At 69.1% G+C, this 13197-nt stretch carries 13 protein-coding genes; 4 read left to right on the forward strand and 9 right to left on the reverse strand.

All coding sequences use genetic code 11. The annotated features are described in order from the left end of the window. Positions 1-2: 2 nt before the first annotated feature. The 7 genes from CAL11_RS20935 to amaB form a co-directional block, all read right to left on the reverse strand. Entirely contained in the window at positions 3-1004 is a 1002-nt protein-coding gene (locus CAL11_RS20935) for a WD40 repeat domain-containing protein (RefSeq protein ID WP_086094128.1), read from the reverse strand. Beyond that, positions 1001-2026 (reverse strand): CobW family GTP-binding protein, encoded by a 1026-nt coding sequence (locus tag CAL11_RS20940; protein ID WP_086094129.1) that lies wholly within the window; start codon positions 2024-2026, stop codon positions 1001-1003. The genes CAL11_RS20935 and CAL11_RS20940 overlap by 4 nt, the downstream gene beginning before the upstream one ends. 14 nt (positions 2027-2040) lie before the next feature. Further along, positions 2041-3153 (reverse strand): LVIVD repeat-containing protein, encoded by a 1113-nt coding sequence (locus CAL11_RS20945; protein ID WP_003808086.1) that lies wholly within the window; start codon positions 3151-3153, stop codon positions 2041-2043. 24 nt (positions 3154-3177) lie between these two features. Beyond that, positions 3178-4137 carry a tripartite tricarboxylate transporter substrate binding protein gene (locus CAL11_RS20950; RefSeq protein ID WP_033462793.1) on the reverse strand — a complete coding sequence of 320 codons (960 nt, stop codon included), beginning with the start codon at positions 4135-4137 and terminating at the stop codon, positions 3178-3180. Positions 4138-4437: 300 nt separating this feature from the next. After that, positions 4438-4788, reverse strand: a complete 351-nt coding sequence (locus tag CAL11_RS20955) for a RidA family protein (protein WP_086094130.1) — start codon at positions 4786-4788, stop codon at positions 4438-4440. Positions 4789-4819: 31 nt separating this feature from the next. Next, a complete protein-coding gene (metC, locus tag CAL11_RS20960; RefSeq protein WP_086094131.1) occupies positions 4820-5983 on the reverse strand; it encodes a cystathionine beta-lyase in 1164 nt (387 codons plus the stop codon). A gap of 16 nt (positions 5984-5999) precedes the next feature. Next, positions 6000-7529, reverse strand: coding sequence for an L-piperidine-6-carboxylate dehydrogenase (amaB, locus tag CAL11_RS20965; protein ID WP_033462796.1), 1530 nt, complete (start codon positions 7527-7529; stop codon positions 6000-6002). A 217-nt stretch (positions 7530-7746) separates the two neighbouring features. On the opposite strand from amaB, the gene CAL11_RS20970 reads away from it, so the two are divergent. Beyond that, positions 7747-8439: a GntR family transcriptional regulator gene (locus tag CAL11_RS20970; protein ID WP_233500504.1), complete on the forward strand. Its 693-nt coding sequence runs from the start codon at positions 7747-7749 to the stop codon at positions 8437-8439. 141 nt (positions 8440-8580) lie between these two features. Then, the gene (locus CAL11_RS20975) at positions 8581-9567 is read left to right on the forward strand and encodes a tripartite tricarboxylate transporter substrate binding protein (RefSeq protein ID WP_086094132.1); all 987 of its coding nucleotides are present in this window, start codon (positions 8581-8583) and stop codon (positions 9565-9567) included. Positions 9568-9612: 45 nt separating this feature from the next. Here the strand turns inward: CAL11_RS20975 and CAL11_RS20980 are convergent, their stop codons facing one another. Both CAL11_RS20980 and gstA read right to left on the reverse strand, forming a co-directional pair. Next, entirely contained in the window at positions 9613-10578 is a 966-nt protein-coding gene (locus tag CAL11_RS20980) for a Bug family tripartite tricarboxylate transporter substrate binding protein (protein ID WP_086094133.1), read from the reverse strand. 37 nt (positions 10579-10615) lie between these two features. Beyond that, on the reverse strand, positions 10616-11254 hold the full coding sequence (gstA, locus tag CAL11_RS20985) for a glutathione transferase GstA (protein WP_068927656.1): 639 nt from the start codon (positions 11252-11254) through the stop codon (positions 10616-10618). 248 nt (positions 11255-11502) lie between these two features. Between gstA and CAL11_RS20990 the strand changes: the two genes are divergently transcribed. Both CAL11_RS20990 and CAL11_RS20995 read left to right on the forward strand, forming a co-directional pair. Continuing rightward, a complete protein-coding gene (locus tag CAL11_RS20990) occupies positions 11503-12537 on the forward strand; it encodes a WD40/YVTN/BNR-like repeat-containing protein (RefSeq protein ID WP_068924904.1) in 1035 nt (344 codons plus the stop codon). Between the two features lie 39 nt (positions 12538-12576). After that, positions 12577-13179, forward strand: a complete 603-nt coding sequence (locus CAL11_RS20995; RefSeq protein ID WP_068924902.1) for an amino acid synthesis family protein — start codon at positions 12577-12579, stop codon at positions 13177-13179. Positions 13180-13197 lie beyond the last annotated feature (18 nt).

The following is a 13197-nucleotide window of genomic DNA, read 5'->3' on the forward strand; positions in this document are numbered from 1 at the left end:
GTTCAGCCCTCCTCGCCCATGTCGGCCCCGATCACGCCGCACGCCCCCGAGGGCGTGCCATAGGCCAGCCGCGCGCCGGCCCGGTCCCAGGCCAGGCAGGCGACACGGTCGCGCCCGGCCTGCCCGAGTATGCGCCGCAGCGCGCCGTCGGTGCTTTCCAGCACCATCAAGCCGTCGGCGTAGCCGACCGCGACCCAGGGCCGCGCCGGATGGCAGGCCACCGCGCTCACCTCGCCGTCGGGCCGCTCGCCCAGCGCCAGCGGCGTGCTGCCGATGGGCCCTTCCTCCCCCTCGAAGGGCCACAGGACCGCGCCGGCCGATCCGTCCGTGACCAGCCATTGCCCGCCCGCCAGCCACGACCAGCTCCCCACCGCGCGCGGATAGCCGACCATGCGGAAATGCCGCAAGGTATCCAGCCGCCAGCCATGCAGCACCGCATCGCGCGTGGCGACCAGCACGAAGCGGTCGTCGGGCGAGAACGCCACCCGCGTGGGCATGCCTTTCCAGCTCAGCTGCTGCGGCTCGCCGCCGGCCTGGCGGTCGTACAGCGCCAGGCCGTCGTAGCCGGCGACCGCCAGCCAGCGCCCCCCATGGCTGAACCGCAGCGCCTGCACCGGCCGCTCCTGCGGCAGGGCCGGCGGCTCGCCGTCGCGCCCGGCCAGCCAGACAGTGCGCCCGCTGGCGTAGGCCAGGGCGCCATCGGCGGCCACGGCCAGCGCCGTCACCCATTTGTTCGGCACGCTGGCCACGCAGTCCGGCTCGCCCGCGCCGGCGCGCATCACGCGCCCGTCCTCGCCCGCGCTGAGCAGCCAGCCGGCCGCGCCGGGCTCGCCTGGCGCCGCGCAGGCCGACAGCACGTCGCCGTCGTGCAGCGCGACGACGCGGCGCCGGTCGCCGTGCTGCACGTGCAGGCGGCCATCCATCGCCAGGAAGAACGCCTGTTCGCCGGCGAACCCGGCCCGCAGGCAGGGCACGCCCAGGTCCAGGCGGTTGAGCATCTTCATTGCGACCGGCACGCCTCGAATCCGGCGCGCAGCGCCTGGGCGTCCAGGCCCCGCCCGATGAAGACCAGCTTGCTGGCGCGCGGCTCGTCGTCGCGCCAGGCGCGCTGGTGCTCGCCTTCGACGATCATGTGCACGCCCTGGATGATGTAGCGGCGCGCATCGTCATCGAGCGCCAGGATGCCCTTCATGCGCAGGATGTCCGGCCCCTGCTTTTCCACCAGGCCATGTATCCAGGGGAAAAAGCGCCGGCCATCCAGCGCGCCGGCCTGCAGCGACACCGACATCACGGAAATCTCGTGATGATGGTGGTGACCGGCCCCGCCATGGCAATGCTCGTCGTGCTCGTGCTCGTGTTGATGGCCGCAGGCGGCCGGCGCCGCGCGCGCCTCCAGGTCGACGCAGCGCTGCAGGTCGAATGCGCCGATGGCCAGGATGCGCGAGAGATCGATCTCGGCGCGCCGCACGCGGTGGCAGGCCGCGTACGGATTGATCGCCGCCACCCGGCGCTGGACCTGCTCGGCCTCGGCGGCCGACACCAGGTCCACCTTGTTGATGAGCACCACGTCGGCATAGACGATCTGGTCCTCGGCCTCCTGGCTGTCGGCCAGCCGCAGCGGAAAATGCTTGGCGTCGACCATGGTGATGACCGCGTCCAGCTCGGTCTTCTCGCGCACCTCCTCGTCCATCATGAAGGTCTGCACCACCGGCGCCGGATCGGCCACGCCGGTGGTTTCCACCACGATGGCGTCGAAGCGGCCGGGCCGGCGCAGCAGCTTGTGCAGGATGCCGATCAGGTCGCCGCGCACGGTGCAGCAGATGCACCCGTTGTTCATCTCGTAGATTTCCTCGTCGGACTCCACGATCAGATCGTTGTCGATGCCGATTTCGCCGAACTCGTTGACGATCACGGCGTACTTGCGCTCGTGCTGGCCGGTCAGGATGCGGTTGAGCAGGGTCGTCTTGCCGGCCCCCAGGTGGCCCGTCAACACCGTCACCGGCACCTTGCGCGTGGCTTCCGACATGACTGCCCCCCTCCTCAGATGCGCTCGAGAATGTGCATGCCGCGGTTGCGGTCGATGATGTACATCAGTCCCTCCTTGGTCAGGAACACGTCGTTGGTCTGCGCCCGGTCAAAGCCCGGGATGTCCGGCTCGAAGTGCGCCACTTCGCGCGGCGCGTGCGGGTTCTTCACATCGACCACGCGCAGGCCCTTGGCGAACCACGCCACCGGGATCTCGGTGCCGTAGACCTGTTCGGCCGGCTGGTGGCAGCCCGTGAACTCGGGCATGTTCTTGTCCATCAGCTCTTCGATCTGGTAGGTGGAGATCGGCACCGGCTGGGTTTCGTCGGTAATGTCGAACAGCCACATGAACGGCGGCGGCGACGGGCGCACCTTGCGCACGTCCTCGTCGGCCACGATGGCGATCTTGCGGCCGGCCAGCTCGAACGGCAGCGGCAGCACGGTATGCGTGGGGTGTGCGAAGGTCGGGCTGTACGCGAACTTCGACACCAGCTTGGGCTTGCTCATGTCCTCGATGTCGAGGATGACCATCCCGCCGTGCCAGTACGCCACGTACAGGCGGTTGCCGCGCCGCAGCACCTGGTGGCACCACGTCATGCGATAGCCTTCGTCGGGCGTCTCGCCGCCCGCGACCCACTGGCCCGGCATCCACCAGCGCCCCACTTCGCGCGGCTTGGCCGGATTCTCCAGGTCCAGGATCATCGCGATGTTCAGGTGGTAGCCCTCGACCTCGGGCGTGATGTAGGCGTGGCGGCCGTCGAAGTCGAAGCGGTGCACGCCGGTGCCGGCGGTCTTCCAGAAGCAGATCTGGCGCGGATTGGTGGGATCCGACACGTCATAGATGGCCAGGCCGCCCTGGAAATTCTCGCCCAGGATGTACGGCGGCGGGCACTCCCAGTTGACCAGCATCAGGTCGTTCTCGACCCGCACCTTGTGCGTGTGCACGCCGTCCGGAATGGGAATGTGCGCCACCTGCCGCGGATGCCGCGGATCGCTGATGTCCACGATCGTCGTGCCCGCCGGGGCGTCCATGTGCGCGATGTAGGCATAGTTGCCCTGCACGTAGACCTGCCCCCCGCCGGCGCAATCGAAATACGCCACTTCCCGCAACCCCTTGATGCTAGCCATGAATATCCTCCAGGTAACCGCGCATCACTGCTTTGCCAGCAGACCCAGCGAGTCCAGCAGCTGGGTGTGCTGCTTGTACTCCGACCACAGCATGGCCTTGGTCTGGGCGCCGTCCATGTAATCCACTTCCACTTCGCGCGAGGCGATGAACTTCTTGAAATCGTCGTTCTGCATGGCCTGCTTGAAGGCGTCGTGGATGTATTGCTTCACGCCGGCGTCCATGTTCCTGGGGCCGAAGAAGAAGAACTTCAGGCCCACGCCCACGTCGTAGCCGATCTCCTTGAAGGTGGGCACGTCGGGGTGGTAGGGCACGCGCTGGGCCTGGAACACGCCCAGGATGCGCAGGCGGCCTTCGTCGACCAGGGCGCGGCCCTCGCCGGCGTTGATGACGATGGCGTCGACGTGCCCGCCCAGCAGCGCCACGCTGCTTTGCGCCCAGCCCTTGTACGGCACCTCCAGCACGTTCAGCTTGGCGGCCTGCACCAGCTGCGCCATGTTCAGGTGCGAGGCGGTGCCGTTGCCGGTGTGGCCCAGGCTGTACTTGCCGGGCGACTGGCGCACGGCCTTGATGAAATCCTGCGCCGTCTTCCAGTCCGCGTCGCCGCGCACCGCCAGCATCTGGTACGACGAGAACACATTGATGATGGGGTCGATATCGTCGGGCGTCTTGTACGCCAGGCCCTTCATCATCTGCGGCGCGTCGACCACGGCGCCGGTGGGCGTGAAGCCGATGCTGCTGCCGTCGGGCCGCGCATTGACCACCGACGCGATGCCGATCGACCCGCCCCCGCCGGGCCTGCTCACCACCGCCACGCCGTCGGGAAACTTGGCATGCGCTTTCTCGGCCACCATGCGGGCTACCAGGTCGGTCAGGCCGCTTACCGTGAACGGGTTGACGATGGTCATGGTTCCCCTGGGCGCCTGCTGCGCGCCCACCATGCCGGGTAGAACGGCGAACAGCGCCGCCACAATCAGCTTCTTCATACCACCACCTCCTGGTCTTTCAATGATCTTTGCGTGCCGGCGCGCTCGACGTTGGAACTGGCCTTGCGTGCACGGGAGTGGTTGCTGCGGGTGCTGCTGCGCGGCGGTTTTCGGCCGCCTCGTTAATTCTATTTTATGGAATCAAATTCTAAATTAAGCCGTCGATGCGAGATCATACGAGCCGGTTTTTGCCGCTGTCAAGACGCGATTTCCACGACTTCCGCGCGGCGGCGCGCGCCGGTCGCGCAGCGCCGAAAGCCGCGCTGGGCGGCTGGAAAAACAGGCCGGAAGGGACGGCGCTCAGCGCGCGGCGGTCACCTGGACTTCCACCAGGTAGCCCGGCAAGGCCAGTCGCGCCTCGCTGGGCGTGCGGGTCGGGGCCCGGCCCGGCGTCACCCAGGCGTCCCACAGCGGATTGATCGCCTCGAGATCGCGCATATCCTTGAGCAGCACCATGGCCGACAGCAGCCGCGACTTGTCCGTGCCGCAACGCGCCAGCAGCGCATCGATCTGCGCCAGGATCTGCCTCATCTGGTCCTGCACCGTACCGCCCGGGTCGTCGGCCACCTGGCCGGCCAGGTACACCGTGCCGCCGTGGATGACCGCCTTGCTGTAGCGTGGGCTGGTCTCGACATACTGGATATCGCTCATCTGCTGTACTCCCCTCATGCGTTATTGATAGTCAGCCGCGCGCCGCCGCCATGTGGCGGTCCAGCGCCCGGGCCAGGTCGGCGATCAGGTCGTCCGGGTCCTCCAGGCCTATGTGCAGCCGCACCAGCGGCCGGCTGCCCAGGGCCGCCGCCGACGTGTTGCGCACCGGATGGCTGGGCAAGGCCAGGCTTTCGAAGCCGCCCCAGCTCACGCCGATGCCAAACAGCCGCAGGTCGTCGACGAAACGCGCCAGCGCGGCGTCGTCGCCGGCGCGAAACGCCACGCCGAACAGCCCGCTGGCCCCGGAAAAATCGCGCCGCCACAAGGCGTGGCCGGGACTGTCGGGCAGCGCCGGATGCAGCACCTGCTCGACCTCGGCGCGGGTGCTCAGCCACTGCGCCACGCGCAGCGCGCTGGCCTGGTGACGCGCCAGCCGCACCCCCAGCGTGCGCAGGCCGCGCAACGCCAGATAGCAATCGTCCGGGCTGACGGCGTTGCCGTACTGCGCGGCCGCGCGCCGTATCGCCGGAAACTGCGCCTCGTTGGCCACCGCCACGCCCAGCATGGCGTCCGAATGGCCCACGATGTACTTCGAGGCCGACTGGATGCTGATGTCTATGCCCAGGGCCAGCGGCTGGCAGAACCACGACGTGGCCCAGGTGTTGTCCACCACCGAGACCAGGCCGCGACGGCGCGCCACCTCGGCCAGCGCGCGCAGGTCCTGCATTTCGAAGGTCAGCGAGCCGGGCGCCTCGCCATAGATCACGCGCGTGGCGGGCCGCACCAGCGCGTCCAGGTCGGCGTCCGGCGCGTACCAGGTGGTCTCGACGCCCAGGCGGGCCAGCTCCTGCTCGCAGAAGGCCCGCGCCGGCCCATACACCGTGTCGGCCATCAGCAGGTGCTGGCCCGGTTCGAGCAGGCTGCCCAGCACGCGCGTGATGGCCGCCAGCCCGCATGGAAACAGCATCGCGCCATGGCCGCCGTCGAGCTCGGTGCAGGCGGCCTCCAGCGCCCGGCTGGTCTGGCTGCCGAAGCGGCCGTAGTACAGGCTGTCCTGCTTGCGCGACGCCGCCGCCTGGTAATCCGCCACCGACGCGTGCAGGAAGGTCGAAGTCCTGCACGGCGGAATGTTCACCAGCCCCTCGAACCGCTCGGGATCGCGGCCCAGGTGCACCAGCCGGGTATCGGGTTTCATGGCGCGGGCTTCCCGGTCAGGCCACGTCGAACTTCACGCCCTGCGCCAGCGGCAGCGCATTGCCATAGTTCACCGTATTGGTGGTGCGGCGCATGTAGGCCTTCCAGCTGTCGGAGCCGGCCTCGCGCCCGCCGCCGGTTTCCTTCTCGCCGCCGAACGCGCCGCCGATCTCGGCGCCCGAGGGTCCGATATTGACGTTGGCGATGCCGCAATCGGACCCCTCGGCCGACACGAAGCGCTCGGCCTCGCGCAGGTCGTTGGTGAAGATCGACGACGACAGCCCCTGCGGCACATCGTTCTGCTGTGCGATGGCCTCGTCCAGGTCGCGGTAGCGCATCACGTACAGGATGGGCGCGAAGGTCTCGCGCTCGACCACCTCGCTCTGGGCCGGCATCTCGACCAGCGCCGGCCGCGCGTAGTAGGCCTCGGCGTGGCCGCCGACCTGCTCGCGCGCGCCGCCGGTCACCCGGCCTCCCGCCGCGCGCGCGTCGGCCAGCGAGCGCTGCATGGCATCGAAGGCGGCCTGGTCGCGCAGCGGACCGATCAGGGTGCCGCTGTCGCGCGGGTCGCCGATGGCGACCGACTCGTAGACCTGCTTCAGCCGCGCCACCAGGTCGTCGGCGATCTGCTCGTGCACGAAAATGCGGCGCAGCGAGGTGCAGCGCTGGCCCGCCGTGCCCATGGCCGAGAAGGCGATGCCGCGCAGCGCCAGGTCCAGGTTGGCCGAGGGGCAGATGATGGCGGCATTGTTGCCGCCCAGCTCCAGGATGGAGCGCCCGAAGCGTTCGGCCACCTTCGGCCCCACCTTGCGGCCCATGGCCGTCGAGCCGGTCGCCGACACGATGGGGATGCGGTGGTCGTCGACCAGCACCTCGCCGACCTCGCGCCCGCCGATCAGCACCTGCGACAGATGGGCCGGCGCATCGCCGAACCTGGCCAGCGCCCGCTCCAGCAGCGCCTGGGTCGCCAGCGCCGTCAGCGGCGCCTTCTCCGAAGGCTTCCACAGCAGCGAGTCGCCGCACACCAGCGCGATGGCCGCGTTCCAGGCCCAGACGGCCACCGGGAAGTTGAACGCCGAAATAATGGCCACCGGACCGGCCGGATGCCAGGTTTCCATCATGCGGTGCTCGGCGCGCTCGGTGGCGATGGTCAGGCCGTACAGCTGGCGCGACAGGCCGGTGGCGAAGTCGCAGATATCGATCATTTCCTGCACCTCGCCTTCGCCTTCGGAGAGGATCTTGCCGGTCTCGATGCTGACCAGCCGGCCCAGCTCGGCCTTGGCGGCGCGCAGTTCCTCGCCCAGCAGGCGCACCAGCTCGCCGCGCCGCGGCGCCGGCACCTTGCGCCAGGCCAGGAAGGCCTGGCGCGCGTCGTCCACGCGGGCGCGCGCCTGCTCGGCCGTCAGTTCGGGCAGGCGCGCGATGGCCTGCCCGTCGATCGGCGAGCGCACTTCCAGCGTGCCGCCGTCGTACCGCGCCGGGTCCACGCCCAGCTGCTGCAACAGGCGCCTGGTTTCCTCGGGAGTCGCGCAATGCACTGTCGTCATGATCTGGATCCTTTCAGGTGATGGTCGCGAGCGGCGGGCGGCGCGGGCCGCGCCCCGACAGAATGTCGCCGGGCCGCCAGTTTTCTATTTTATGGAATTCAATTCCAAAAATATGATAAATGAAAAAACCGTTCCGGCACAACACCGGCGCGCGAGACGGGCGCGAACCCGTTGCACTACTATCTGCCGGGCTGCCTCTTGATGCGAGTAGATGACGATGATGGAACCCGACCAGCCCCACGACAGCACGACCGACGACAAGGCCTCGATGCCCCTGCGGCGCCAGGCCGAGGACGCGTTGCGCAAGACGATACTTTCCGGGCGCTTCATGCCGGGCGAACGACTGAAGGAACGCGAGCTCATGGAATTGCTCAACGCCAGCCGCACCCTGGTGCGCGAAGCGCTGCGCCAGGTCGAGGCCGAAGGCCTGATCGAGATCGTGCCCAACCGCGGGCCGGTGGTGGCGGTGCTGAGCTACGAAGAGGCCGAGGAAATCTACGAGGTGCGCGGCATCCTGGAGGCGCAGACCTGCACCGGCTTCGCGCTGCGCGCCGGCAGCGGCCACATGGAAACGCTGGCCCGCGCCTTCGACGCGCTCAGCGAGGCGGCGCGCCAGGGCGACATCCCGCGCACGCTGGCGCTCAGCGATACGTTCTACGACACCATCGCCGCCGGCTGCGGCAACCGGCTGCTGGGCAACATGCTGCGCCAGCTGCACAACCGCATCGTGCTGTTGCGGCGCACATCGCTGTCCGAACCCAGCCGCCTGCCCGAGACGCTCTACGAACTGACCCAGATCTTCGAGGCGCTCAAGGCCCGCGACGAAATCGCCGCCGGCAAGGCCGCCCTGCACCACGTACGCCAGGCTTCGCGCACCGCCCTGCAAGTGCTGCGCAGCCGCCAATCCTGAACCAGACCGCGATAATTGTAGTACTGAATAGATTTTTTATTTGATTTCGTAGTACGATTTGGCCGCCAAGCAACATTCTTGGCGGCCAGCGCGCGGACGCACCCCGCTTGGCCGCCAACCTGCCCAAGGAGCATTGCGGTCATGAACCGAAGAACATTCAACATCGGGCTGCTGAGCCTGATGGCAAGCGGCGCCCTGGCGCGCACCCGGCCCGCCATGGCGCAGGGCGCCGCGCTGCCTTCCCTGGTCACCCTGGTGGCCCCGTTCGCCCCGGGCGGCGGCGCCGACCAGCTGGCCCGCGAATTCGCGCACTTCGCCCAGTCGCGCGCGCCCGGCACGACCTTCGTGGTCGAGAACAAGCCCGGCGCCAACGGCGCCATCGCCGCGCGCCACGTCGCGCGCCAGCAGCCCGACGGCGCGACCCTGCTGCTGGGCACCTCCAGCACTCACGCGCTCGGCCCGCTCATCGCCAAGGCCGACCCGGCTGCCATCGTCCAGGAATTCAGCCCTGTCACGCTGCTCGCCACCACGGCCAACGTGCTGGCGGTGGCCAGCGCCTCGCGCTGGAAAACGCTCGATGACTTCGTCGCCGACGCGCGCGGGCAGGCCCTGACCTACGGCACCTTCGGCACCGGCTCATCGGCGCATCTGTATGGCTTGCTGCTGGCGCAATCGACCGGCGCCAGGCTGTCGCACGTGCCCTACAAGGGCTCCAGCCAGGCCGCCACCGATCTGCTGGGCGGCCATATCGACGCGGTGTTTCTCACCAGCAGCGCGCTGGAAGGCCTGGCGCGCGAAGGCAAGGTCCGGGTGCTGGGCGTCACCGGCAAGTCACGCACGCGCGTGTTCCCGGACGCCCGGACCTTCGAGGAACAGCACGTGGCGCAGCTGGATTTCAGCGGCTGGTTCGGCCTGTTCGCGCCCGCCGGCACGCCGGCCCCGCAACGCGAGGCCATCGCGGCGCTTGCCGCCGACCTGGGCAAGGACGCCGCCGCCAGCCGGCGCATGGCCGGACAAGGCTACGACTGGGTCGGCTCGTCGCCGCAGGCGCTGCAGGACGCGCTGCTCGACACCCTGGCCATCTACCGCAAAGTGCTCGCCAGCCGGCCCGACGGCCTGGGCGGCTGAGCGCACGGCCACGGGCCGCGCACGCGCGGCCCACGGCGCATGCCGCTATTCCAGCGAGATGCCGGAATCCTGCGCCACCTGGCGCCACTTGCGGCTCTCGGCCGCCAGCTTGTCGCGGTACTGGTCGGGCGAACCGCCCACGATGCCCACGCCGCGCGCCGCCAGCTTGGCCCGCACATCGGGCAACGCCAATACCTTGGCGAACGCGGCGTTCAGGCTGGCGATGTCCTGCGGCGGCGTGCCCACCGGCGCGAAGATCCCCATCCAGCCTTCGGCGGTCAGGTCCGGGTAGCCCAGTTCACGCAGCGTCGGGACCTCGGGCAGCTCGGCCAGCCGCGCCGGCGACGGCGTTGCCAGCGCGATCAGCTTGCCCGACTGGATGTGCGGCTGCGCCACGGCCACCGTGTCGAAGGTGAAATTCACGTCCCCGGCCAGCAGCGCGGTCATGGCCTGGGCGCTGCCCTGGTAGGGAATATGCGAGGCCGAGATGCCCGTGGTCGACAGGAACAGTTCGCCGATCAGGTGATTGGTCGAGCCCATGCCGAACGACGAGAAATTCAGCTTGCCCGGCCGCGCCTTGGCCGCGGCGATCAGGTCCGGCACGCTGCGCACGGCCGAGGAGGCCGGCGCCACCAGCACGAACGCCACGCTGCCGACTTCGGTGACCGGCATGAAGTCCTTCTGCACATCATAGGGCGCGGTCTTGCGCGTGATGGGGTTGATCAGCAGTTCGGCGCTGGTGCCGAAGAACAGCGTATTGCCGTCCGGCGGCGCGCGCCGCACCACCTGCGCGCCCAGCGTGCCGGCCGCGCCGGCGCGGTTCTCGACCACCACCGGGCGTCCGAGCTGCTGCGGCAAATGCTCGGCCACGATACGGGCCGCCCCGTCGGTGCCGCCGCCCGGCGGAAAGCCGACGACCAGCTTCAACGGCGCGGCGGGATCGGCCGCCAGCGCCAGCGGCGCGACCGCCAGGCCGGCCAGCACAATGGCAATGCGTTTGGACCAGTTCATGCGCTACCTCATGTCATCCAGGGTTTGAAAAGTGAACTCATTGCGCGGCGGCCGCGCGCTGGCGCTCGCCTTCCTCGCGCGCGGCCTGCTCGGCGGCGCGCACGCTGGGCCGGGCGCCCACGCGCGCCAGGTAGGCTTCGAGGTGCGGCCATGCACTCGTGTCGATGTCATGCGCGCGGGTCCACATGGCGATCGTGTAGCAATGCGCGTCGGCGATCGTGAACGTCTCGCCCATGAGGAATTCGCGGCCCGCCAGTTGATCGTTCAGCCACTGCAGGCGGCCGTCCAGGTACTGGCGGGCGATGCGCCGGTACTCGGGCGGCGTGATCGCCTTGAACAGCGGCATGAAGCCGCCCTTGTGCAGGTCGGCGGCGATGAAGCTCATCCACTCCAGCACCCGGTAGCGCGCCAGCGTGCCGGCGGCCGGCAGCATGCCCTGCCGCGGCCGCTGGTCCGCCAGGTACTGCATGATCACCGCGCCTTCGCTGAGGAACTGTCCATCGGGCAATTCCAGCGTCGGCACCGTGCCCTTCGAATTGACCTTCAGGTAATCGGACCCGTCGGCCAGCCGCTTGTTGGCCATATCGACCCACTGCAGGTCCAGCGCCAGCCCCAACTCGCGCGCGACGATATCGACGGCCAGCGAGCAGCCGCGCACCTCGTGATAGAACTTCATGCCCATGCATCCTCAAGAGTGTTGGAAAAGCCCTGCGCCCACCGGAACGATGAAAAACACAATCCAGTAGTACGATATATTCACTTTAAACAGATTCAGTACTACAATTCTGTCAGCGATGCACGATTTGTCCTACTAGGGGAAACCTGGGCGCGCGGCCGGCCGCCGCGCCCGGGCGCATCGATCACGTCACGCCCGAGGCGCGCACGGCGCCCTCATGAACACGACCGCATCGACAGGAGACCGACATGCAGGGAACCATTCTGGTAGGCACGGCCGGCCAGGGCATACTGCGCAGCAACGACAACGGCGCCAGCTGGCACCGCCTGGGCCTGAAGGAAGCCATCGAATTCGACGGCACCGTGCGCAGCCTGGCGGTCGACCCCGCCGATCCCGCGCGCGTGCTGGCCGGAGCCGACGCGGGCATCTGCCTGAGCACCGACGGCGGCGCGCATTTCAGCCTCGTCGACTCGCCCGCCAACGGCCAGACCATCTGGTCGATCGCCTTCAGCCCGCGCGATCCGCGCCTGGTGTTCGCGGGCTCCGGCGCGCCCTCCCGCGCCCGCATGTACCGCTCGCGCGACGGCGGCCAGAGCTGGGAGCAGCTCGGCCCCGAACTGCCGGAGTTCTGCGGCGGCGTGCACCGCCCGCGCATCCTGACCGTCTGCGCCCACCCCGAACGGGCCGAGGAAGTCTGGTTCGGCGTGGAGGAAGGCGGCGCCTGGCGCAGCACCGATGCCGGCGACAACTGGGAGCGCATCGATGAGCCCGCGCGCGGCATCAACAACTCGGACATCCACAGCATCACCCTGCTGCCCGCCGCGCCGGGCCAGCCGGCCACGCAGATCGTGGTGACCGTGAATTCGGTCTGCCAAAGCGTCGACGAGGCGCGCAGCTTCGATTGCCAGGCATCCCGGGAGCGTTTCGACGGCCTGTACTACACCCGTGCGGTGTATCCGCTCGATGCCGCCGGCCGGACCTTGCTGCTGGCGGTGGGCGACGGCACCCCCGGCACGCGCACCCGCATCTACCGCTCGGAGGATCGCGGCCGGAGCTGGACGCCCGCGCTGCTGCACACCGCGCCCAACTCGACGGTGTGGGCGTTCGGCGCCCATCCCGGCGACCCCGCGCTGGTGTTCGCCGGCACCAAGTATGGCCACCTGCTGCGCTCCACCGACGGCGGACGCAGCTGGTACAAGGAATGGCGCGATTTCAGCGAGATCACCTCGGTCGCGTGGACGCCCCACGTCGCCCCGGTGCATGCCCATCCCCAATCGATCTGACCGGGCGCCACGCCCTCTTCCACTTTCATCAGAGCATCAATGAAAACGCCCAACTTCAGCGTCTACCACATCCGCAAATGGTATCTGCAGGTCGAGGACACCCTGGCCGGCGAAACCGGCGCGCCCGCCGACGGCGAGCCGCTGCGCAAGATCGTCCTGGCCGCGTGCATCCACAATCCGTACGCCGGCAAATACGTGGAAGACCTTTCGCTGTGGATCGACGCCTCGCCCGGGCTTGGGGCCGAGTTCGGCCGGCGCGTGCGCGAGGCCGCGCAAGGCCAGGCCATCGCCAGCTACGGCAAGGCCTGCCTGGTCGGCGCCGACGGCGAATACGAGCACGGCAACGCCCTGCTCACCAACCCCGCGGCGAACCCCGTGCGCGACGCGCTGGGCGGCGCGAAATCCTGGGTGCCCTCCACCGGCAAGCGCGGCGGCCCGGGCACCATCATCGACGTGCCGCTGGCGCACAAGGATGCGCTCTACGTGCGGTCCCACTACGATACGGTCAGCGCCCAGTTCAACGACGGGCCCAATCGCGACGAGGTCGTCCTGATCTGGGCCTTCGCCACGCGCGGCCGCCTGAACGCCCGCCTGGGTGGACTCGCCGCATGCGACGTCCAGGGCCATGACGGGCTCAACTGAACCCGCTTGCCGGAACAC

This window comes from Bordetella genomosp. 6, assembly GCF_002119705.1.
In the GTDB taxonomy this organism is placed as follows: domain Bacteria; phylum Pseudomonadota; class Gammaproteobacteria; order Burkholderiales; family Burkholderiaceae_B; genus Bordetella; species Bordetella bronchiseptica_F.

Coding starts and splice junctions, on each gene's coding strand:
- CAL11_RS20935 (WP_086094128.1), bottom strand. CDS start 1,004: ATGAAGATGCTCAACCGCCTGGACCTGGGCGTGCCCTGCCTGCGGGCC.
- CAL11_RS20940 (WP_086094129.1), bottom strand. CDS start 2,026: ATGTCGGAAGCCACGCGCAAGGTGCCGGTGACGGTGTTGACGGGCCAC.
- CAL11_RS20945 (WP_003808086.1), bottom strand. CDS start 3,153: ATGGCTAGCATCAAGGGGTTGCGGGAAGTGGCGTATTTCGATTGCGCC.
- CAL11_RS20950 (WP_033462793.1), bottom strand. CDS start 4,137: ATGAAGAAGCTGATTGTGGCGGCGCTGTTCGCCGTTCTACCCGGCATG.
- CAL11_RS20955 (WP_086094130.1), bottom strand. CDS start 4,788: ATGAGCGATATCCAGTATGTCGAGACCAGCCCACGCTACAGCAAGGCG.
- metC (WP_086094131.1), bottom strand. CDS start 5,983: ATGAAACCCGATACCCGGCTGGTGCACCTGGGCCGCGATCCCGAGCGG.
- amaB (WP_033462796.1), bottom strand. CDS start 7,529: ATGACGACAGTGCATTGCGCGACTCCCGAGGAAACCAGGCGCCTGTTG.
- CAL11_RS20970 (WP_233500504.1), top strand. CDS start 7,747: ATGATGGAACCCGACCAGCCCCACGACAGCACGACCGACGACAAGGCC.
- CAL11_RS20975 (WP_086094132.1), top strand. CDS start 8,581: ATGAACCGAAGAACATTCAACATCGGGCTGCTGAGCCTGATGGCAAGC.
- CAL11_RS20980 (WP_086094133.1), bottom strand. CDS start 10,578: ATGAACTGGTCCAAACGCATTGCCATTGTGCTGGCCGGCCTGGCGGTC.
- gstA (WP_068927656.1), bottom strand. CDS start 11,254: ATGAAGTTCTATCACGAGGTGCGCGGCTGCTCGCTGGCCGTCGATATC.
- CAL11_RS20990 (WP_068924904.1), top strand. CDS start 11,503: ATGCAGGGAACCATTCTGGTAGGCACGGCCGGCCAGGGCATACTGCGC.
- CAL11_RS20995 (WP_068924902.1), top strand. CDS start 12,577: ATGAAAACGCCCAACTTCAGCGTCTACCACATCCGCAAATGGTATCTG.